Source organism: Devosia sp. T2-14 (genome assembly GCF_055397495.1).
In genome coordinates this window covers 110,904-132,051 of record NZ_AP027921.1, presented here as the reverse complement: position 1 = coordinate 132,051, position 21,148 = coordinate 110,904, and the positions used below count along the sequence as shown (strand labels likewise).

Below are 21,148 nucleotides of genomic sequence, written 5' to 3'. Positions count from 1 at the left end.
GGCCTGCAGCGTTGGGGAGAGCGTGCGCGTGAGCAAGGAAATCTGGCAGGCCGATTCACGGGAAGTCGAGGCGATCATTGCTGGCCGCCATGCCAATCCCTTCGCCTTTCTCGGCCTGCATGGGGTGCAGGGGAAATGGGTGCTGCGGGCCTTCATTCCCCATGCCGAGCAGGTGACCGCCTATACGCTGGAAGGGGCCGAACTGGGCCACCTGATCCCGCGCCATCCGGCCGGGTTTTTCGAGGGCGTGGTCGATATCACCAAAGCGCAGCCAATCCGCTATCACGCCAGCAATGCCGGCGGCGAATGGGACGTGCACGACCCCTATTCCTTCGGGCCGGTGCTGGGGCCGATGGACGACTATTATATCGGCGAGGGCAGCCACCTGCGGCTGTTCGACAAGCTCGGCGCCCACGAAATGGAATTCGAAGGCATCCATGGCACCCATTTTGCGGTGTGGGCGCCCAATGCGCAGCGCGTGAGCGTGGTGGGCCCGTTCAACGACTGGGACGGGCGGCGCCACCCGATGCGCAAGCGGTTCGAGACTGGTATCTGGGAAGTGTTCATCCCGGTGCTGGGCACGGGCACGCTCTACAAATACGAACTGGTGGGGCCCGATGGCGTGGTGCTGCCGCTCAAGGCCGATCCCTTCGCGCGGCAATCGGAACTGCGGCCCAAGACGGCTTCGATCGTGCCAGACCCGACCGAATTCACCTGGACGGATGCCAAGTATCTCGAAGAGAGGGCGCAGAAGGATTGGCGGCGCACGCCGATGTCGATCTATGAGGTGCATCTCGGCAGCTGGCGGCGCCGGCCCGATGGCGGCTTCCTGACCTATGACCAGCTGGCCGACCAACTGGTGCCATACGCGGCGGACATGGGCTACACCCATATCGAGCTGCTGCCGGTTTCCGAGCATCCCTATGACCCCAGCTGGGGCTACCAGCCGACGGGCATGTATGCCCCGACCTCGCGATTTGGCGATCCGGCGGCGTTTGCGCGTTTTGTCGACGCGGCGCACGAAGCCGGGCTCGGCATTATCCTCGACTGGGTGCCGGCGCATTTCCCGACCGATGCGCATGGGCTGGCCAATTTCGACGGCACAGCGCTCTACGAGCATGCCGATCCGCGGCAGGGCTATCACCCCGACTGGAACACTGCGATCTACAATTTCGGGCGCAAGGAAGTCGTCAGCTTCCTCGTCAACAACGCGCTCTACTGGCTGGAGAAATTCCACATTGACGGACTGCGCGTCGATGCCGTGGCTTCGATGCTCTATCTCGATTACTCGCGCCAGCAGGGCGAATGGGTGCCCAACAAGCTGGGCGGCAACCAGAACCTGGAAGCGGTCGAGTTCCTCAAACGCGTGAATTCGGAGGCCTATCGGCTGCATCCGGGCACGTTCATGATCGCCGAGGAATCCACGTCCTGGCCGGGCGTCAGCCGGCCGGTGCACAATGGCGGGCTGGGCTTCGGCTTCAAGTGGAACATGGGGTTCATGAACGACACCTTGCGCTATATGAGCCGCGAGCCGGTGCATCGCAAATTCCACCACAATGACATGACCTTCGGGTCGGTCTATGCGTTCAGCGAAAACTTCGTGCTGCCGCTCAGCCATGACGAGGTGGTGCATGGCAAGAAGTCGCTGCTGGAGAAAATGCCGGGCGACGACTGGCAGCAATTTGCGAATCTGCGGGCCTATCTCGCCTTCATGTGGGGGCATCCGGGCAAGAAGCTGCTGTTCATGGGGCAGGAATTCGCGCAGCGCGACGAATGGGCGGATAACCGCTCGCTCGACTGGTACCTGCTTGATGCCAGCATGCATGAGGGCATGCGCCGGCTGGTCGCCGATCTCAACGTCGCCTACCGGCAGCTGCCGGCCCTGCACGATCGCGATTGCGAGCCCGAAGGGTTTGAATGGGTGATCGGCAATGACCACTCCAATTCGGTGCTGGCCTGGCTGCGCAAGGCGCCGGGCAGTGATCCGGTGCTGGTGATCTCCAATTTCACGCCCATTCCGCGCAGTGGATACAAGGTGCCGCTGCCGCTGGTTGGCAAATGGGTGGAGCGCATCAATACTGATGCCGGCTGGTATGCAGGGTCCAATACCGGCAACCAGGGCGCGGTGGAGGCCGTTGCCGTCAAGGGCAAGCATTGGGCTGCGGAGGCGGAGATCTTCCTGCCGCCGCTTTCGACGCTGTTCCTCAAATTCGAACCGGCGTGAGCCGGTCGGGCTGAAATACGAACCGGCACAAGCCGGTCGGGTTGGGATACGTCCCGGAAAACGGGCAGTAGTGGAGGGTTAGAAGAATGGCAGACTATAGAGTACCATCGCCGCTGGCCCGCGAGGCCATGGCCTATGTGCTGGCCGGGGGGCGCGGTACGCGTCTGATGGAGCTGACCGACCGGCGCGCCAAGCCGGCCGTCTATTTCGGCGGCAAGTCACGCATCATCGACTTCGCACTCAGCAATGCCATCAATTCGGGCATTCGCCGCATTTCCGTGGCGACCCAGTATCAGGCGCATAGCCTGATCCGCCACCTGTCGCGCGGCTGGAACTTCCTGCGGCCCGAACGTAACGAAAGCTTCGACGTGCTGCCCGCCAGCCAGCGCGTGAAAGAGGACATGTGGTATGCCGGCACGGCCGACGCCGTGTACCAGAACATGGACATCATCGAGGATTATGGCGCCCGCTATATCGTGATCCTGGCCGGCGACCACATCTACAAGATGGACTACGAAATCATGCTGCGGCAGCACGTGGATACGGGCGCCGACGTGACGATCGGGTGCCTCGAAGTGCCGCGCATGGAAGCTACCGGCTTTGGCGTGATGCATGTCGACGGGCGCGACCGGGTGGTCGATTTCGTCGAAAAGCCCAAGGATCCGCCGGGTATTCCCGACAAGCCGGACACGGCGCTGGCCTCGATGGGTATCTATGTGTTCGAGACGCGGTTCCTGATGGAGCAGCTGCGCCGTGACGCGGCGACGGAAGGCTCCAGCCGCGACTTCGGCAAGGACATCATCCCCTATATTGTCAAGAACGGCACGGCCTGGGCGCATCGCTTCACCCGCTCCTGCGTGCGTTCGAGCAAGGAAGACGTGGCCTATTGGCGCGACGTCGGCACCATCGACGCCTATTGGAAGGCGAGCATCGACCTGACCGATATCGAGCCGCAGCTCGACCTCTATGACCGCGACTGGCCGATCTGGACCTATGCTGAGATCACCCCGCCAGCCAAGTTCGTGCATGACTTTGACGGCCGGCGCGGCTCGGCGGTGAACTCACTGGTTTCTGGTGACTGCATCATCTCGGGCGGGCATCTGCAGCGCACGCTGCTGTCCACCGGTTCTCGTGTACATTCCTATTCGGTACTCGAAGAGGCGGTGGTGCTGCCTTATTGCGATATCGGGCGCAATGCGCGCCTCAAGAAGGTGGTCATCGACCGCGGGGTGAATATCCCCGAGGGGCTGGTGGTTGGCGAGGACCCCGAGTTCGACGCCAAGTGGTTCCGCCGCTCGGAAGACGGCGTCACCCTGATCACCCAGAACATGGTCAACAAGTATCTGGCGGGCAGATGATTGAAGTTCTCTCGGTTGCGTCCGAGGTTTATCCGCTGATCAAGACCGGCGGGCTCGCCGATGTGGCCGGCGCCCTGCCGGCCGCGCTGGCCAGGCATGGCGTGACCATGCGCACGCTGGTGCCGGGCTATCCCACGGTAATGGAAAAGCTCGATGGCGGGCGCGTGGTGATGGAGCTCGACGACCTGTTTGGCGTCGAGGCCAAGCTGATCGCGGCGCGGGTGGAAGGGCTCGACGTCATCGTCATCGATGCGCCGGTTCTCTATGACCGGCCGGGCAATCCCTATCTCAGCCCCGATGGCTGGGACTGGCCCGACAACTGGCGGCGCTTCGCGGCCCTCGGCTGGGTAGCGGCAGAGCTCGGCATGGGCATGGTGGAAGGCTATCAGCCGCACGTGATCCACTGCCATGACTGGCAGGCGGGGCTGGCACCGGCCTATATCAAGTTTGGCCCGCATGACCGGGTCAAGACGGTGATGACCATCCACAACATCGCCTTCAAGGGCTCGTTCGGCGCCGACATTTTCGGGCAGCTGCGGCTGCCGCCGCATGCGTTCGACGTGGGCGGGGTCGAGTATTACGGGGGCGTGTCCTATCTCAAAGGCGGCATGGAATGCGCTGACTATGTCACCACCGTCAGCCCCAATTATGCCGACGAAATCCGAACGCCGGCCTTCGGCATGGGGCTGGAGGGCCTGCTGAACGGGCGGTCCGACACGGTGGTGGGCATCCTCAACGGCATCGACACCGAAGCCTGGGACCCGGCGACGGACCCGGCGCTGATGCAGACCTATACGGCCAATACGCTGCAGGGCCGCATCATCAACAAGCGGGCGCTGGCGGAGAAATTCGGGCTCGATGGCACCGATGGGCCTCTATTCTGCGTGGTGAGCCGTCTGACCGACCAGAAGGGCATGGATGTGCTTCTGCAGGTGGTCGATGGGCTTGTCGGGCTGGGCGGGCGGCTGGCGGTGCTGGGATCGGGCGAGGCCTATCTCGAAGACGGGTTCCGCCACATGTGGGCGCGCCATCCCGGCAAGGTGGGGCTGGTCACCGGCTACAATGAATCGCTGAGTCACCTGTTGCAGGGCGGCAGCGACGCCATCCTCATTCCGTCGCGGTTCGAGCCCTGTGGGCTGACGCAGCTTTATGGCCTGCGTTACGGATGCGTTCCTGTGGTCAGTCGCATTGGCGGCCTTGCTGATACCGTTATTGATGCCAATCCTGCGGCCATCGCGGCGGAAGTCGCGACCGGAGTCGTGTTCGACCCCGACAGTGCCCATGCGCTTTACGAGGCGATCCGGCGCACGGTTCGGCTTTATCGGGACGACAAAATCTGGAAGAAAATTCAACGGCGGGGAATGAAGTCGGACGTCTCCTGGCAGACCAGCGCAGCACGTTATGCCGACCTCTACGCCAAAATTACCGGACTGCAGATCCATGACAATCCAGACCATTAAGACCACGCCTTACGGCGACCAGAAACCGGGCACGTCGGGCCTGCGCAAGCGGGTGACGGTCTATCAGCAGCCCAATTACGTCGAGAACTACATCCAGGCGATTTTCGACAGCCTCGAGGGTTTCGCCGGCAAGACGCTGGTGATCGGCGGGGACGGGCGCTTCTACAATGATGTCGCCATCCAGAAGGCGATCCGCATCGCCGCGGCCAATGGCTTCGGCAAGGTGCTGGTGGGCCAGAACGGGCTGCTCTCGACCCCGGCTGCGAGCCATGTCATCCGCCACCACAAGGCGTTCGGCGGGCTGGTGCTGTCGGCCAGCCACAATCCGGGCGGCCCGGATGGCGATTTTGGCATCAAGTACAATATCGGCAATGGGGGACCGGCGCCGGAAAAGATCACCGACGCGGTGTTCGCGCGCAGCCAGGTGATCGACAGCTTCAAGACCAATGATGCACCCGACGTGGCGCTGGACCAGATCGGCACGCAGCGCTCGGGCGACATGGTGGTCGAGGTAATCGACCCGGTCGTCGACTATGCCCGGCTGATGGAGAGCCTTTTCGATTTCGACGCCATCCGAGCGCTGTTCGCAGGTGGCTTCCGCATGACGTTCGACGCGATGAACGCCATTACCGGGCCCTATGGCCATTACATTCTCGAGGGCATGCTGGGCGCGCCCAAGGGGACGGTGATCAATGGCACACCACTGCCCGATTTCGGCAAGGGGCATCCTGATCCGAACCTGGTCTATTGCAAGGACATGCATGACCTGCTGATGACGCCGGAGGGCCCGGATTTCGGCGCGGCGTCGGATGGCGATGGCGACCGGAACCTCATCATCGGCAAGAACCGCTTCGTGACGCCTTCGGACTCGCTGGCGCTGCTGGCGGCCAATGCGCATCTGGCGCCGGGCTACAAAGGCGGGATCGCCGGCATTGCCCGCTCGATGCCCACCAGCGCGGCTGCCGACCGGGTGGCCGAAAAGCTCGGCATCGAAATGCACGAGACCCCGACCGGCTGGAAGTTCTTCGGCAACCTGCTCGATGCTGGCCGCGTGACCATTTGCGGCGAGGAGAGCGCGGGAACCGGCTCGAACCACGTGCGCGAAAAGGACGGGCTCTGGGCCGTTCTGCTGTGGCTCAACATCATTGCGGTGCGCAAGCAGGGCGTCGACCAGATCGTGCGCGAGCATTGGGCGACCTATGGGCGCAATTACTATACGCGCCACGATTATGAAGAAGTCGACGCCGCCATTGCCGGCAAACTGGTGGCCGACCTGCGGGCGCAACTGCCATCGCTGCCCGGCAAGATCTTCGCGGATGACCTGCAGGTCGCCTATGCTGATGACTTCACCTATCTCGACCCGGTGGATGGCTCGACCAGCGCCAACCAAGGCATCCGGATCGGTTTCACCGATGGATCGCGTATCGTGGTCCGCCTGAGCGGAACCGGGACGGTAGGCGCCACGTTGCGGCTCTATCTCGAGCGCTATGAGGCAGCCGATGGTCGACACGATCTTGAAACCCAATCCGCCCTAGAGCCGCTGATCCTGCTCTCGGAGCAGTTGGCGGGCATTACGCAGCGGACCGGGCGGAAAGCGCCCAGCGTCATCACCTGATAATCGGATAGTCAATGAAACCCATGCTGGTCCCCAATGGGGGCAGTATCGAGCATCTCGGTGCAACCGTCACCGAGGGGGGCGTCAACTTCGCGGTCTATTCGGAAAGCGCCACCAACATCTGGGTGTCGATCTTTGACGAACAGGACCATGAAACTGACCGCTTCGAACTCGATGTGCATCAGGACAATATTCGCGCCGGGCTGATTTCAGGCCTAGGCGCGGGTACAACCTATGGCCTGCGTGCCGATGGGCCCTATGATCCTGACCAGGGCTATTTTTTCGATCCGATGAAGCTGCTGGTCGATCCCTATGCCAAGCGGCTCGACCGGGTATTCGTGCGCTCGCCGCGCCTGCGGCTGGATCGCAGCGACGCGGTGGACACTGCGCCGCTGATCCCCAAGGCGATCGTCGTCAGCAATAGCGGCGAGAACATAATGCCGCGCAAGAAGGCGCCGGGCCTGTTCTATGAAATGAACGTGCGCGGCTACACCATGCGCCATCCCAGCGTGCAGGGACCGCTGCGCGGGATCATTGCGGGGCTGACGACGCAGCGCGTCATCGACCATCTCAAGTATATCGGTGTCGATACGCTGCAACTGATGCCGACCGCGGCCTGGATCGACGAGGGGCATTTGCCGGTGCTCGGGCTGACCAATGCCTGGGGCTATAATCCAGTGGCCTATTCGGCGCTCGACCCGCGCCTAGCGCCGCGTGGACCGCAGGAATTGCGGAACATGACCGACCTTTACCGCAAGAACGGCATCTCGGTGATCCTCGACGTGGTCTACAACCATACCGGGGAGAGCGACGCCAACGGGCCGATGCTCAGCCTGATGGGGCTCGACGCCAAGACCTATTACAGGTTCGTGGAAGTCGACGGCAAACAGCACCTGGTCAACGATACCGGCACCGGCAATACGCTGCGCTGCGATCATCCGGCGACGCAAAGGCTGGTGATTGAAAGCCTGCGCTACTGGGTTGAGGAGATGGGCGTCTCAGGCTTCCGGTTCGACCTCGCGACGGTGCTGGGGCGTGATCCGGGCTTCAATCCGAACGCCGTGATGCTGCAGAAGATCAAGGAAGACCCGGTGCTGAGCCAGTGCATTCTGGTGGCCGAGCCGTGGGATCCGGGTCCCGGTGGCTATCAGCTGGGCAAGTTCGGCAAGGAATTCAAAGAGCACAACGACACCTATCGCGACGAAATTCGCGAATTCTGGCGTGGGGAGCCGGCCCGTATCGGCGGGCTTGCGGGCAAGATTTCCGGATCTGCCGAGATCTTCAACTTCGCCGGGCGCAAGCCCAGCCATGGGGTGAACCTCTTGGCCGTTCATGACGGTTTCACGCTGCGGGACCTTGTCACCTATAGCGAAAAGCACAATGAGGCCAATGGCGAGGGCAATCGCGACGGGCACAACCACAATGCGTCGTGGAATTGCGGCGTCGAGGGGGAAACCGACGATCCGGTGATCCAGGCGGCGCGCAAGCGCGACGTCCGTGCGCTCCTGGCGACGCTGTTCATGTCGCGTGGCGTGCCGCTGCTGCAGCAGGGCGACGAGATGTTCCGCACCCAGCGGGGCAATAACAACGCCTATGCCCAGGACAATGAAATTACCTGGCTCGACTGGGAAAATGCCGATGGCGAGCTGGTGGACTTCGTCGCCGCGCTCAGCAAGTTCCGAAAGGCCCATCCGGCGCTGACGCATGACCACTTCCTCACCGGGCAGGAAAAGCACGGCGTGCGCGACGTGGTGTGGCTGCACCCCGATGGCCGGGAAATGAATGACGGCGATTGGTCCGATGCCAGCGGATCGGTGCTGGGCATGCATTTGCGCAACAAGGACGACGAGGTGCTGGTGTGGTTCAACCGCCGCGCCGACCCGGTGGTGGCGCGGCTGCCCGAAGGCAACTGGGCGGTCGGCATCCTCTCGGATAACACGGCCAGTGTCGCGTTCTCGCATAGCACGGCGACGCTGACGCCGCGCTCGGTGGTGGCGCTGGTGCGGGGGGCGAGCGCCTGACGTCAGGCGCCCTTCCGTGGGAGCGAGAGGGAATCGGGGACTAAAGCGGCGCTTCGATCATGCCGAGGCGTTTATAGAGGCGGACGGCGGTGGTGTTGTCGGCCATTGCCTTGAGGTCGACCTGGGTGAAGCCGCGCTGCTGGAGGGTCGCAAAGGCGGCGCGGAGCATAGCCTCGCCGATCCCGCGGCCGCGCATCTGGCTGGCGACGGCGACATCCTTGATGAAACCACTGTTCCAGCACAGCAGGATGCCCGCTATTTCGCCGGATGGCGTGGCGGCGACAAAGACCAGGTCGGGGTCGTATTCCTCATCCATGACGGTATCGACCCACCAGGTCTCGAGCGGGGCGACAATGCCGGAGCCATTGGCATAGCAGTGTGACAGCAGGGCGTGCAGCGCGTCTGGATCGGCCTCGGTAACCGGAAGCCGTTTAATGCCTGCTGGCCAGGTCTCCGGCTGCAGGTCGGCAGCCGAGAGATGCTTGCGCAGGCGGATCGCGCCGGCCATCGCTGCGCGGCCCTAGATCAGGCGAAGGATTACGAGCGCCAGAAACCCAGCGCCCAGGAACAGGCAGAGTGGGGAATAGACGCGGCGGTCGTTGAGGCGGAAGTTCGGCTCGGGGGTCTTTTCGGCCCACCAGGCGGTGTAGCCAGCAGCGCCGCGCGCCAGAAACACTGCAGCGGCCAGGACGCCCACGAGGCTGAGCGGGAGGCCGCCGCTGTCATGATCGGCCAGTGACATGGCCAGAATACCGGCGGCAAGCATGGCGATCCCGACGGCAAAGGAGGCAAGGCGCGGCGGCATACGCTCGATATCGCGGAAGCCGACCACGGTCTGGGCCAGCAGCTTCTCGTTGCGGATGGGCCAGGACATGCCGACCGACCAGATGAGGTGCGCAACCGACACCGCCAGCAGGGCCACGAACATCAGGGAGGCGATCAGCATATTCATGAGCGTTGCAGTCTCGTCAGAGGTCACACGGGGCGCGGTGCGCGATCACATCACGCCGTTAAAAAAGCGAGCGATGAGATAGCACTGATAAGCAATGTGGACCAGCACGGCCGTGAGGTGGACACCGCGAGCGCGGGTTGAAATGGCAATGGCACAGAGCACCAGGCCAAAGGGCACCTGGATCACGTAGCCGACATCAATCTCGGCCCATTGGTTGCCGCCCTTGATCATCGTATCGATGGTATCAAGAATGAAGGTGGCGCCGAACAGCCCGAAGAACCAGCGCCGCCGCTTGAGGAAGAAGTCCTCGTAGCCGCTATATTCGGAAATGTTGTCCGGCGAGAGCAACGCCGCCAGCAGGAACAGCACCACTGCATAAAAGATCAGGAACAGCGCGATCCCGAAGGTCCAGTGTTCGAGCTTGAACAGCGCGAACTCCCACCACCAGAACAGGATCAGCTCCACCAGTATCGAGCCAATCCACAACAGGTGAATGGCCGATAGTGGCGAGCGCTTGGGGTGTTGGATCAGACCGGCGATAGTCATCAGCAGGCGCGTAATGCCGAGGCCGACAATGGTCCCCATGACAATGCGGACATGGGGGAAGAGGTCGGCGGCGGCGAAATGTTGCATGCTGGTCAGGGGGTGTCGTGAATCTCCGTGCAAGTAAGCACAGCCTCGGCGTCTTCGCCAAGTGTTGTATCATATAGACTTGCGTCCGATCCCTTGCTCCACCACACCCACTGGCCCGAAGCATAGCGGGCACCCGATGCCGAAATGACCGAGGCGAACACCAGCTCCTGGGGTTCGTCGGCAACCGGCAGGATGGCCAGGAAGTTGGGATTGGCATTGATGTAGGTGACGACCAGCGGGGTTTCCGTGCCGCAATCATAGGGCGTGACGTCGGTCTGGGATGCGGCTTTGCCCAGGTTGATGGTCAAGGAAGCTTCGACCGCGTTGGCCATCGTGGGGGCAACGAGCATGAGGGCCAGGGTCGTGGCGACGATGTTGCGATTCATGTTGTTTCCTTGTTGGGGCGGCGACCACAACCAGTGTGTCGGCAATAATGGTAATGATGCGGCAGCGGGCTACAGTATTTCGACGTTTCCCGGCTGAATAAGCTCGGTGCGGGCGCTGACCACGAACTCTGTGATGGATTCGGCAAAGGCCAGCACATGCGGGGAGGTGCGGTGGCGGTCGAAGGCAGCCCGGTCGCTCCACTGCTCGAAGCCTTGCACGCGGTCAGGGTCGGTGACGCTGGCATGCAGATCGAAATAGAGGCAGCCCGGCTCGCGGCGGGACGCATCGATCAGGCCATAGGAGGCTCCGACGAAGGGCTCCAGGGCGCCGGGCAGGATGCGATAGGTGGCGATGACATAGATCACGCTGGGATCCTCTGTCTCCAGTCTAGTCGTTGTCACGCCAGTATGTCGATCAGGCGAGATAAACAATGAGGAAAGCGCCGGCAATGGCGACAACGTCCTCAATCAGCGCCGCCGGCAGGTCGCGGCCGAAGGCCCGCGCGAGCAGTCCGCGGATTTCCGCACCGGCAAAGGTTCCCACCACCGCACCGATGGCGCCGAGCAGGGCCCCGATCAGCCAGCTCGCCGGCATCAGCAGGGCGCCTGCCGCGGCGCCGAGCACGATGCGGGTGCCGAACTGCATCGGCACCTTGCGGCTAGGCGTATTGGGCAACTGGTCGCTGACCAGCTCGGCAATCGCCAGCAGGGTGAGGATGATGACGGCGATGATATTGCCCATGAAGGCGAATGGGGTGGCGCTGAGGTCGATCCAGCCGAGCCAGGCGCCCCAGCTGATGGCGGCGAGCGGCATGACGGCGCGCAGCCCAGCGATGATGCCAATCAGTATTGCAAGCCCGTACAGCATTGCTTTTGCCCCTGTTGGACGGCCATTTGGCCGCAACAACAGTATTGTTCCCAATCGTGACGGGTAACAAGCCTGCTCAGGGGCGTTTGAGCAAATATAGGCTGCCCGGAACCGGACGGTTTCGCTCCTGGCGGATCGGCAGGTCCATCTGTTCAAGCACGGCGAAGCCATGCTCATCCATCAGGCGCGCCACATAGTCGGGCGAATGGGCGAAGCGGCCATTGGCGCGCAGGGTGACGTCGTCGGCGCTGCTGGTCTCGACGGAGAAGGCGAAGAGGCTGCCGGGGGAGGCGACGCGCGCGATGGCGGCAAAGGCCGGTTCGAGGTTGCCGAGATAAACGAAGACGTCGGCGGCGGTGATGAGATCGTATGGACCCGATAGAGCCGGGTCGGATTCCAGCGTCGCGGCGAGTTCGCCGCTGCGCAGGTGGCGATAGATGCCGCGATCCCGCGCCCGTCGCACCATTTGCGGGGCAATGTCGATGCCATCCATCACCGCGATGCGCGGATGAAGCGCGGCGCCAACCAGGCCGGTGCCGCAACCCAGATCAAGCAGGCTGGCGAGAGGAAAGGGCGCGACGCGTTCGGCGATGACCGCGGGCAGGCGGTATTGCAGGGCACCGGTCAGGTGATCGTCGAACTGGTCGGCATAGGTGTCGAAGAGGTCGGCGACATAGGCCGAGGAGACGCCGGGCGTGCTGCCGGACAGGGCGGCCACCATGTGGGCGGCATATTTGTCGTAGGGCAGGATGCGGAGGGCGTGCTGGAAACTGGCGAGCGCTTCGTCCCGCTGGCCCAGTTCCAGTTGCGCCCGGGCGAGGCCGCGCAGGGCGGCTGTGTCGCGCGGGCGGAGGGCGAGGGCCCCGGTAAAGCTGCAGGCGGCGTCGGTGGGTGAGCCGATGGCCAGTTGCGCGATGCCGAGGTCGTTCCAGACTTCGGGAGCATCGGGATGGGCGGAGAGGCTACGCTCGAAATGGGTGATGGCCGAGACCGCGTCGCCCGCGTCCATGAAGAGCAGACCCATCAGGTGGTGGGCTCCGGCATGCTCGGGGGCGGCGGCGAGGACCGCGCCGACAGCCTTGATCGCCGCCTCCCCCTGGCCGGATTGGCGCAGGCGGCGGGCGTCGTTGAGGGCATTGCCGGCGGCGGTTTGGGCCATCGCAGAGGCTAGTTTACGGTGGGCTTGCTCGCCGCATAGGCGCGATAGTTGACCAGCGTCTGTTCGATGACGTCGTCGAGCAGGGCCGCGCCCTGCAGCAGCGACGGTTCATTGCCTCCGGCCGCCGCCAGCGACATGCCGAGCGCCTGCAGCGCATAGGCATATTTCAGCTTGTTATCGTCGAGCAGCTTGGTGCCTTCCATATCGATCTGCTGCAGCAGCTGGATGATGTCGGCAGGCGTAATGGCGGCCTTGAACTCCAGCCAGGTCTTGGCCTTGGCCATCTGGGCCAGGCTATCGGCGCCGGCACCGAGCAGGAACATGGTTTCGCCGTCGGCACCGGTCTCGGCGCGCAGGTCCTGCAGCATGGTGGCGATCTGGGCGCGAAGGGCGTTCTGGGCTTCGGGGGTCATGGCTTGGTTCCTAAAGGCTGTCAGGGGCGCTTGTAGTGCGGTTTTGGCGCGCCGCCCAGCCCCGGCGGCAAGCGATTTGCGGCTTGCGCCAGCGGCGGTTTCGGCTGGGGCCGGTGCATCTGTGATCGGCTTTTCCGCAACGATCCCGGCGTGCAGGCGTTTGCCAGTCGAGCAGTCGCTCATTTATTGAGACATTACAGAAGGCTAGTAAAATGCACATCAAAGCCATTGCATCCACCGCCGTTCTCGCTGCCACCCTCGCGCTCGGCGTACCCGCATTCGCCCAGACCATGATCGGCAACCAACAGGTCAGCCAGGCTGACATGGAGCGCGTCAAGAATTTCTGCGAAGACCTGAAGAACAGGGACGCCGACAATGTTACGGCGCAGACCAATGAAGCGGCCCCTGATCAGAAGGATGAAACCGCCGAGGTTGGTGCGGTCGCTACCGACCAGATCACGCTGGAAAACTGCATTGAAGCAGGTTTCGTCGAGAAGTAGGCGTCTCACCCGAGACGAAAAGCGCCCGGCATGGCCGGGCGCTTTTTTGTAGCTACTTGCCGGAGGCCAGATCAGCGACCACGTCGCCATCGGCATTCTTGAGCTGAAGCGTGCCATCGGTGATGGCATAGGTCCGCGTCTTGTCGAGTGCGGCGAAGAAGGCCTGTTCCTGATCGAGATTTGGGCAGGCCATCATGGTCGAAAAGACATTGGTGAAGGTGATGCCGGTGCCGGTGGCCTCGACGCCGCCGCCATAGCCGTTGCAGCCGCCATTGCCGTTGATGCCCTCGGCAGAGAAGGTCAGCGTGGTGGTGACATCGGCCGGAACCGGGGCGCCGTCGAGCGCGGTCAGGCGCCACTGCGTGCCGACCAGATTGTTGGGGACAGACCCCGCGGCGGGGCCATCGGCAAGAACGGGGGCGGTGGCGATGATCATGGCTGCGAGGCTCAAGAGGGAAAGACGCATTCGGCAAGACTCCTTTTGGGGCACATTTAGTGCAGATTGGGGCGAATTTGGCGCCATTCCACGCATAGTTCGCATTGAACGCATAAAATCGGGCGCCAAGATTGCCGGTTCCAGGATCCAGTGTTTCCCTTTGCCCGTCGAATTCAGGCAATGAACAACTGGAGATTAGAGATGAATAAACTCGTTAGCATCGCCGCGGTTGCTGTTCTGGCTGTTTCCATGACTTCCGGCGCGCAGGCAGGCGGTATGTCGTTCAACAAGAAGACGAGCAACCTGCTGTCCAACATCACCGGCGCCGTCGTCGACGTGACCGCCAAGGACATCAAGATCCTCAATGGCACCACGGTCGCCGTTGGCAATAACAGCAATATCCTGTCGGGCATCAATGTCGGCAATGGCAACCTGAACGGTTCGCTCAACGGCCTGCTCAGCGGCAATGGCGTGCTCGGCATTGGCGGCCAGAACAAGAAGTTTGGCTGGTAAGCCCAGACCTCCATCCCCTGCGGCCAGCCAAAGAAGGCCCGCGCCCGCCCCGGCGTGGGCCTTCAGCGTGCCGGAATGGCTAAATGGGCTGACGCCACAGGGTAACCGACATGCGGGCCTCGCCGCTGCCATCGAACCGCACTTCCTCGATACGGATATCGCTGTCGGCGCCTGTGGCGGGGGTGAACAGCAGTTCGGCCAGACACAGCCGGGCGCCGGCAATGGAATGGATGGTGTGGTTGATGGTGGCGAGCCAGAAGCTGTCGTCGTGCACGAAGGGCAGGGCGATCGACAGGCCAACCACGCCGGCCGGATCGGCCATCACCTGCTGGTAGCGGCGGTGGGCCGGGGCAAAGGCGGGATTGCGGGTGCTGTCGAGCACCCAGCCGAACTCATCGAGCGGATTGGGCGATGCCAGATAGGGCAGGCTGCGCGCCACGATGTTCTGCTGGTCATCGAAGAGCAGCAGATGCTGGGTGGAGCGGGTGACGAAATGTTTGAGCGCCACCAGCGGATCGACATCTGATCCGCGGATCAGCCGGCGGATGGCCTCCACATTGTGCGGGCGGGGCAGGTCGCGGCCGCTTTCCCACCGGCTGATCTGGCTCTGCGCCACACCGAGGCATTTGGCGATGGCATCCTGGCGCAGGCGCGAGCGGATCCGCCAGGCGCGGAGCGCGGCGCAGGCCTCTTCAGCGGTAGTGGTTTCATCGGTCGCCATGTCCCAAGGATCACGAGAGGGCAGCAAATTTGATAGTTAATCAAATACTTACGGGTGGAGCTGGCTGTGTTAATCGTCAATATCAACCACGCTGCATCGGCAGAACTGCGTAACCCCTACGGAAAATATTGGTTACCGAAACCCTCCACTCTCGGCCTGGGCAGGGGGTGGCGATGGTCTGGCGAGGGGTGATTGCGGCATGGTGGATGATGGGGCTGGCGCCGGCACTGGCGGAGTCTCCGATCGGGATATCGAGCGAGGTTGAGAACGGCTGGACCTCGAATGCCACCGACAGTGCGGCGGGCGCGGCGGATTTCTTCACCACGCACCGCCATGAAATGTCGGTCACCGGGCAGTCGGACACCGTCCTGCTGCGCGGGAGCCTGGTGATCAGCCAGACGCGCTTTCTGCAGACGACATTTAAGGATGACGCCAGCGTCACGGGCGGCGTGGAAACCGAATTCGCGCTCGGCCCCAATATGCTCCTGCGCCTCGGCTATGGCGTGACGCGCAGTTGGACAGGCGATGACCTGGCGCTGGGCAGCGTGGTGCTGCCGCTGGAAAGCGAGGACACGGAACACGAATTTCTGGCCGAAGTGGTGGTCATCGGCGCGGATCAGCAAGTGGTGCTGGGCGTGGACGGGGATTGGCTGGAGCAGGGAGATACCATCATCGGCGGGCTCGACCTGCCGCCGCTTCGGCTCAAGCCGCATGTGGCCCTGCTGACGGCGCGGGTGGCGTGGGAACGCGCCTTTTCCCCAGCCATGGCGGTGCTGGCGGGCATGGAGGGCTGGCTCACCCGTATTCCCGAAGCCGACCAGTTGCTCTACCTGCGGCCTGCGGCCGATGGCGGGCGGGCCCGGCTGGGATTGCGGCTGCAGCGGGACCAGTTTGCCGTGGAAGGATTTGGCGGCGTCGACGCTATCTGGCCGCAGGGTATGCAGGAAATGACCGAACTGGCGCCGCATCTGGCGCTAGCCGCCAGCCTGAAGCCGGCCGCATCCTTGCGGCTGACCGCGGCGGCAGAAACCGGCGTGGAACTGGCCGATCCGGTCGATAATGTGGCGGGGCGCACGGCCTCGGCAGAACTGGGCGCAAGGTGGGACGTGACGCCCGCCTGGGCCCTGTCGGTGGAATTGGCGGGGCGGCGCGAGAGCGGGATTTATGACGATAGTCTCGTCCGTTCGCGGCAGGTGGCGGCACTGACCGCGCGCTTTACCGCCTCGGAGAAACACGCCTATGCCGCCACTCTTTCGCTCTCTCATCACGAAAATCCCGGTGAAAGTTATGACAAGGCAGGCATTGCCCTGACCCTCTCCGGACGTCTCTAGCTGCGCCGATCACAGATCGTCCCGGCGGGAACCCTTGCAGCCCAGCGTCGTTGTTCGAACGGCCCCGAACGTCGCTCCGCGGCAGTCTCGGGCGTAAGGTTGGTGTTCGTTTCGACAGCGCCAAGCGATCGGTGGACTGCTGCAGAGGCTGACGCTCCTTTGTGGTGTCTCCGGTGGGGGCGCGAGACTTCGGTTTCGCGCCCTTTTGCGTTCATGAGTGTGGCGCATTTGGATTAAATAAAAATACAGTCGTTACGGGTTGGTCACCAAGTCGACCAATCCATTTCCCCGCGGTGAAACAATATCGTCGCGAATGCGTCTCTCCATTGCGATCAATCTGATCGTGCAATGGAGAATTGTCATGAAAAGTGCTTTCGCAGCGTTTCTTGCCGGTATCTTGCTTGCTGGCACAGCACTGCCCGCCCACGCGGGAGGATTGCTCGGACTCGACCAGATTCTGACGGTCGAATCCGGCACCGCATCGGGTGGTGGTCTGGTCAATCTCGGTCTCGGCGGGGGCAACGGCAACCTGGTCGACCTCAATCTTGGCGGTGGGAGCTCGCCTGCGGCGACCGCCAACGTGTCACTTGGCGGCAATGACAAGCTGTTGGGCGTCGACGCGAATGTGCTGCACGACACGGTCAATGCCAGTGTCGATGTTGGCCGGGGCAATAAGCTGATCGACGTCGATGCGGGGCTGCTCAACAACACGATCACCGCCAATGTGGGCGTCGGTGGTGGCCGTCTGGTCGATATTGATGTCGGAGTGGGCAATCCCGGTGCGCCCGGCCAACCGGGCCAACCGGGTCAGCCCGGCCGGCCGGGGACGCCGGGGCAACCCGGACAGCCCGGCGCCATCATCGCAGTTGGCGGGGGAGGTAGCGGCGTGCCCGCCTGTTCGGATGGCTCGGCCAATCAGGTGGTCCGCGCGATCCGCAACACCAAGCTGGATGCCTCCTGGCTACGGGCCTCGGGGGTCAAAATACAGCGCATGGAGATGTGCCCCGAGGTCAAGATGTGGCTCGCCGCCCAGCTCAAGGGTTCGGGCCTTGGCTCAGCGCTGCGCAACGCCATCCAGTCCGATGCCCTGGTCAGCGCTTCGCTGAGCCGCACCAGCTACGGGCCGGACCGGGTGTTTGCGGTCACCCAGTCGGGCGGGCAGCTGCACGTCTTCGTCTACTGAGCTCATTGCCCCGGCGCCGAACGCGCCGGGGCGTATTCTAGTCGGCCAGCGCCTGCTCCGGCGGGGTGTATTGATGGTCTTGCGCCTGCGCGACGGGCTCGCAGGTCACCTTGCCGTTCCAGATATTGAGGCCGTTGAGCAGATGCGGATCGGACCTCAATGCGGCCTTCCAGCCGAGATTGGCGAGTCGGGAGACGTGGGGCAGGGTGGCGTTATTGAGCGCATAGGTCGACGTGCGCGCGACGCCGCCCGGCATGTTGCCGACGCAATAATGCACGATGCCATCGACCAGGAAGGTCGGGTCGGCATGGGTGGTGGGGCGCGAGGTTTCAAAGCACCCGCCCTGGTCAATCGCCACGTCGACCAGCACCGCGCCGCTGCGCATGGTGCCCAGCATGTCGCGGGTCACCAGCTTGGGAGCCGCCGCGCCGGGGATCAGTACCGCACCGATGACGAGGTCTGCATCGGCGACAGCGCGGGCAATGGCGGCCTTGTTGGAATACAGCACCCGGGCCGAAGCGCCGAAAAAGTCGGACAGGCGCTCGAGCGCGGCAGGGCTGCGGTCGAGAATGGTCACCTCGGCGCCCAGACCCACGGCGTTCTGCGCGGCATGGAAACCGACGACCCCGCCGCCGAGAATGACGACCTTGCCCGGTTGCACGCCGGGTACGCCGCCCAGCAGTACGCCGCGCCCGCCATGTGCTTTTTCTAGTGCCGTTGCTCCGGCCTGAATGGCCATGCGCCCGGCGACCTGGCTCATCGGCTTGAGCAAAGGCAGGGCGCCATTGTCGTCGGTCACGGTTTCATAGGCGATGCAGGTGGCGCCCGAAGCCAGCAGGTCGCGGGTCTGGGCTGGGTCGGGGGCGAGGTGGAGATAGGTGAACAGCACCTGTCCGGCGCGCAGCATGGCGCGTTCGGCGGGCTGGGGCTCCTTGACCTTGACGAGCATGTCGGCGGCATCGAAGACGACGCGGGCGTCGTTGGCGATTTCGGCGCCGGCTTCGCGGTAGTCGTTGTCGCTGGCGCCGATACCGGTGCCGGCCTGGGTCTCGACCATGACCCGGTGCCCGAGATGGGTCAGCTCCGCCACGCTCTCGGGCGTCAGGCCAACACGGTATTCATGGTTTTTGATTTCTTTCGGTACGCCGATCAGCATTGCCGATCCTCCCATGATGATGGTTCAGCAAAGCAAGCGCCGATAGAAATTTGCTTGCGTTGTGGGCGCGTCTGGGGCTGAACTTCGAATAGCATTCGAGGAACCTGGGTTATTTCGCCATGACGTTGCAAATCGACGCGGTGGACCGCAAACTGCTGCGTGCCCTGCAGGTTGATAGCCGCAAAAGCGTGCAAGTGCTAGGTGACGCGGTGGGCCTTTCCGCTTCGGCCTGTCACCGTCGCCTCAAGGCCCTCGAAGACCAGGGCCTGATCGAGGGCTACCGCGCGGTGCTGAGCGCAAGCCGGCTCGGCTATTCGATGCAGTTCTTCATCGAGGTGGGGCTGACCAGCCAGAGCGAAGCCGCGCTCGAAGCCTTCGAGGCGGCGGTGCAGGACATTCCCGAAGTACTCGAATGCCACCTAATGGCGGGGCATTCGGACTATATTCTGCGGGTGGTGTGCCAGGATCACGATGATTTCGAGCGGCTGCACCGGCGGTTGAGCGCCCGCCTGCCGGGGGTGGCGCGGCTCCACTCCAATATGTGCATCCGCACGGTCAAGGTGCGCAGCGGGCTGCCGATCTAGCCTCAGGGAGGGGTGGTGAGATTCAGGCGATCGAGGACGCTGCGATCGGCCGGGTCGACCATTTCGATGAGGAAACGGGTGACCACCTTGCGGGAATCCGGCGGCAGGCTCGCGATAGCCGCATTAATGCGGCTGGACTGGGTCGCCGACAGGGTCGCAAAGAATTGACGGCCCTTGTCGGTGGCATGCAGCAGCCGCTGGCGGCGGTCGGAATGGCCGGTTTTCTGTTCGATATAGCCATTATCGATCAGTTGCCGCAGCACACGCGCCAGGCTTTGCTTGGTGATCTTGAGGATATCGAGCAAGTCGGCGACCGGCATTCCGGGGCGCAGATTGACGAAATACAGCACCCGGTGATGCGCGCGGCCAAAGCCCTGGCGGTCGAGAAGGGCATCCGCGTCGCCGGTGAAATCGCGGTAGGCGAAGAAGAAAAGCCCCATAATATCGAGGGGCAGCATGTCGCCGCCCGGCAGTGCGGATTTTATGTCAGCTATGTTGACATGTTTTTGGTTCGCTGCCATTGTCTTCCCATCAGGACGCCGTTCTGTCTTATCCCTCAGCCTTTGTGGTTTGCCAAGGCCTTGGGCCTGGGGCATGATTGGCGCCAATAGCGACCGCGTGCAGCGGCGCATTTATTATGCAGGCGGGAGTGGATTATGGCAGGCGTGCCAATGGACCAGCGCGATGGCTGGATTTGGTTTGATGGTGAATTCAAACCGTGGAAAGACGCAAAAGTTCACGTTCTGACCCATGGCTTGCACTATGCGAGCTCGGTGTTCGAAGGTGAGCGCGCCTATGGCGGTGAAATCTTCAAGTCGCGCGAGCATACCGAGCGGCTGATCCGCTCCGCAGCGACCCTCGACATGCCCATGCCCTGGACCGTCGAGCAGATCGAAGAGGCCAAGCGCGCCGTTCTGGAAAAGAATGGCCTGGTCGACGCCTATATCCGTCCCGTCGCCTGGCGCGGTTCGGAAGAGCTCAGCGTTCCCGCCCGCAACAACACGGTTCACCTGGCAATCGCCGCCTGGGTGTGGCCGAGCTATTTCTCGGTCGAGGAAAAGCTCAAGGGTATCCGCCTCGAGTGGAGCAAGTGGAAGCGCCCGAGCCCGGAGACCATCCCGTCCTCGGCCAAGGCCGCCGGCCTTTACATGATCTGCACCCTCTCCAAGGATGCGGCCATGGCCAATGGCTATGCCGACGCGCTGATGCTGGACTATCGCGGCTATGTCGCCGAAGCGACCGGCGCCAACGTGTTCTTCATCAAGGGCAAAGAGATCACCACCCCGACGCCCGATTGCTTCCTGAACGGTCTGACCCGTCAGACGCTGATCGAGCTGGCAAAGCGCAATGGTTACACCGTGACCGAGCGCCACATCATGCCCGAGGAACTCGCCGACTTTGACGAGTGCTTCCTCACCGGCACCGCCGCGGAAGTGACCCCGGTCAGCGAAATCGGCCAGTACCGCTTCACCCCCGGCGATGGCTGCCGCACCCTCATCGCCGCTTATTCGGCCGAGGTCCAGCCCAAGCGCGCCGCCGCCGAATAAGCGGAATCAGATTGTGAAAAAGCCGGGCCAAGTGCCCGGCTTTTTTCGTTTTTGGGGTGGAGCCACGGCTCATGGTTCGAGGCGTGCC

At 63.1% G+C, this 21,148-nt stretch carries 23 protein-coding genes; 11 read left to right on the top strand and 12 right to left on the bottom strand.

All coding sequences use genetic code 11. The features are described 5' to 3' along the window. The first annotated feature begins 28 nt into the window (after positions 1-28). The 5 genes from glgB to glgX all read left to right on the top strand — a co-directional run bounded on the left by glgB (position 29) and on the right by glgX (position 8,678). On the top strand, positions 29-2,224 hold the full coding sequence (glgB, locus tag ACZ5WT_RS00685) for a 1,4-alpha-glucan branching protein GlgB (RefSeq protein WP_464285462.1): 2,196 nt from the start codon (positions 29-31) through the stop codon (positions 2,222-2,224). Between the two features lie 86 nt (positions 2,225-2,310). Next, positions 2,311-3,582, top strand: a complete 1,272-nt coding sequence (gene glgC, locus ACZ5WT_RS00680) for a glucose-1-phosphate adenylyltransferase (protein WP_464285461.1) — start codon at positions 2,311-2,313, stop codon at positions 3,580-3,582. Next, positions 3,582-5,042, top strand: a complete 1,461-nt coding sequence (gene glgA / locus ACZ5WT_RS00675; RefSeq protein WP_464287133.1) for a glycogen synthase GlgA — start codon at positions 3,582-3,584, stop codon at positions 5,040-5,042. Before glgC ends, glgA begins: the two co-directional genes overlap by 1 nt. Then, positions 5,023-6,657 (top strand): alpha-D-glucose phosphate-specific phosphoglucomutase, encoded by a 1,635-nt coding sequence (locus ACZ5WT_RS00670; RefSeq protein WP_464285460.1) that lies wholly within the window; start codon positions 5,023-5,025, stop codon positions 6,655-6,657. Before glgA ends, ACZ5WT_RS00670 begins: the two co-directional genes overlap by 20 nt. Before the next feature lie 14 nt (positions 6,658-6,671). Then, positions 6,672-8,678 (top strand): glycogen debranching protein GlgX, encoded by a 2,007-nt coding sequence (gene glgX, locus ACZ5WT_RS00665; RefSeq protein WP_464285459.1) that lies wholly within the window; start codon positions 6,672-6,674, stop codon positions 8,676-8,678. A 40-nt stretch (positions 8,679-8,718) separates the two neighbouring features. On the opposite strand, the gene ACZ5WT_RS00660 is transcribed toward glgX, so the two are convergent. The 8 genes from ACZ5WT_RS00660 to ACZ5WT_RS00625 form a co-directional block, all read right to left on the bottom strand. Continuing rightward, positions 8,719-9,186 (bottom strand): GNAT family N-acetyltransferase, encoded by a 468-nt coding sequence (locus ACZ5WT_RS00660; protein WP_464285458.1) that lies wholly within the window; start codon positions 9,184-9,186, stop codon positions 8,719-8,721. Between the two features lie 12 nt (positions 9,187-9,198). Further along, positions 9,199-9,630 (bottom strand): DUF3995 domain-containing protein, encoded by a 432-nt coding sequence (locus ACZ5WT_RS00655; RefSeq protein ID WP_464285457.1) that lies wholly within the window; start codon positions 9,628-9,630, stop codon positions 9,199-9,201. Positions 9,631-9,675: 45 nt separating this feature from the next. Further along, complete coding sequence (locus ACZ5WT_RS00650; protein ID WP_464285456.1) at positions 9,676-10,263, bottom strand: hypothetical protein; 588 nt, start codon at positions 10,261-10,263, stop codon at positions 9,676-9,678. Between the two features lie 5 nt (positions 10,264-10,268). Then, positions 10,269-10,649 carry an MliC family protein gene (locus ACZ5WT_RS00645; protein WP_464285455.1) on the bottom strand — a complete coding sequence of 127 codons (381 nt, stop codon included), beginning with the start codon at positions 10,647-10,649 and terminating at the stop codon, positions 10,269-10,271. A 69-nt stretch (positions 10,650-10,718) separates the two neighbouring features. Next, on the bottom strand, positions 10,719-11,051 hold the full coding sequence (locus tag ACZ5WT_RS00640) for a putative quinol monooxygenase (RefSeq protein WP_464285454.1): 333 nt from the start codon (positions 11,049-11,051) through the stop codon (positions 10,719-10,721). A gap of 13 nt (positions 11,052-11,064) precedes the next feature. Beyond that, positions 11,065-11,517 (bottom strand): DUF4126 family protein, encoded by a 453-nt coding sequence (locus tag ACZ5WT_RS00635; protein WP_464285453.1) that lies wholly within the window; start codon positions 11,515-11,517, stop codon positions 11,065-11,067. A 76-nt stretch (positions 11,518-11,593) separates the two neighbouring features. After that, complete coding sequence (locus ACZ5WT_RS00630) at positions 11,594-12,676, bottom strand: class I SAM-dependent DNA methyltransferase (protein WP_464285452.1); 1,083 nt, start codon at positions 12,674-12,676, stop codon at positions 11,594-11,596. An 8-nt stretch (positions 12,677-12,684) separates the two neighbouring features. Further along, a complete protein-coding gene (locus ACZ5WT_RS00625) occupies positions 12,685-13,089 on the bottom strand; it encodes a hypothetical protein (protein WP_464285451.1) in 405 nt (134 codons plus the stop codon). Positions 13,090-13,301: 212 nt separating this feature from the next. Here ACZ5WT_RS00625 and ACZ5WT_RS00620 point away from each other — a divergent pair, with 212 nt between their 5' ends. Beyond that, complete coding sequence (locus tag ACZ5WT_RS00620) at positions 13,302-13,589, top strand: hypothetical protein (protein ID WP_464285450.1); 288 nt, start codon at positions 13,302-13,304, stop codon at positions 13,587-13,589. A gap of 52 nt (positions 13,590-13,641) precedes the next feature. On the opposite strand, the gene ACZ5WT_RS00615 is transcribed toward ACZ5WT_RS00620, so the two are convergent. Further along, positions 13,642-14,055 carry an META domain-containing protein gene (locus tag ACZ5WT_RS00615; protein ID WP_464285449.1) on the bottom strand — a complete coding sequence of 138 codons (414 nt, stop codon included), beginning with the start codon at positions 14,053-14,055 and terminating at the stop codon, positions 13,642-13,644. A 171-nt stretch (positions 14,056-14,226) separates the two neighbouring features. On the opposite strand from ACZ5WT_RS00615, the gene ACZ5WT_RS00610 reads away from it, so the two are divergent. Then, entirely contained in the window at positions 14,227-14,538 is a 312-nt protein-coding gene (locus tag ACZ5WT_RS00610) for a hypothetical protein (protein ID WP_464285448.1), read from the top strand. 79 nt (positions 14,539-14,617) lie between these two features. Here the strand turns inward: ACZ5WT_RS00610 and ACZ5WT_RS00605 are convergent, their stop codons facing one another. Continuing rightward, positions 14,618-15,259 carry a helix-turn-helix domain-containing protein gene (locus ACZ5WT_RS00605; RefSeq protein ID WP_464285447.1) on the bottom strand — a complete coding sequence of 214 codons (642 nt, stop codon included), beginning with the start codon at positions 15,257-15,259 and terminating at the stop codon, positions 14,618-14,620. Positions 15,260-15,432: 173 nt separating this feature from the next. Here ACZ5WT_RS00605 and ACZ5WT_RS00600 point away from each other — a divergent pair, with 173 nt between their 5' ends. After that, positions 15,433-16,590, top strand: a complete 1,158-nt coding sequence (locus tag ACZ5WT_RS00600) for a hypothetical protein (protein WP_464285446.1) — start codon at positions 15,433-15,435, stop codon at positions 16,588-16,590. 361 nt (positions 16,591-16,951) lie between these two features. Next, entirely contained in the window at positions 16,952-17,773 is an 822-nt protein-coding gene (locus ACZ5WT_RS00595; protein ID WP_464285445.1) for a hypothetical protein, read from the top strand. A gap of 37 nt (positions 17,774-17,810) precedes the next feature. Here the strand turns inward: ACZ5WT_RS00595 and ald are convergent, their stop codons facing one another. Then, a complete protein-coding gene (ald, locus tag ACZ5WT_RS00590) occupies positions 17,811-18,929 on the bottom strand; it encodes an alanine dehydrogenase (protein WP_464285444.1) in 1,119 nt (372 codons plus the stop codon). A 119-nt stretch (positions 18,930-19,048) separates the two neighbouring features. Here ald and ACZ5WT_RS00585 point away from each other — a divergent pair, with 119 nt between their 5' ends. Next, a complete protein-coding gene (locus tag ACZ5WT_RS00585) occupies positions 19,049-19,513 on the top strand; it encodes an Lrp/AsnC family transcriptional regulator (RefSeq protein ID WP_464285443.1) in 465 nt (154 codons plus the stop codon). Positions 19,514-19,515: 2 nt separating this feature from the next. Here the strand turns inward: ACZ5WT_RS00585 and ACZ5WT_RS00580 are convergent, their stop codons facing one another. Next, positions 19,516-19,971: a MarR family winged helix-turn-helix transcriptional regulator gene (locus ACZ5WT_RS00580; RefSeq protein ID WP_464287132.1), complete on the bottom strand. Its 456-nt coding sequence runs from the start codon at positions 19,969-19,971 to the stop codon at positions 19,516-19,518. A gap of 198 nt (positions 19,972-20,169) precedes the next feature. Here ACZ5WT_RS00580 and ACZ5WT_RS00575 point away from each other — a divergent pair, with 198 nt between their 5' ends. Beyond that, on the top strand, positions 20,170-21,060 hold the full coding sequence (locus tag ACZ5WT_RS00575) for a branched-chain amino acid aminotransferase (RefSeq protein ID WP_464285442.1): 891 nt from the start codon (positions 20,170-20,172) through the stop codon (positions 21,058-21,060). The last annotated feature ends 88 nt before the right edge of the window (positions 21,061-21,148 follow it).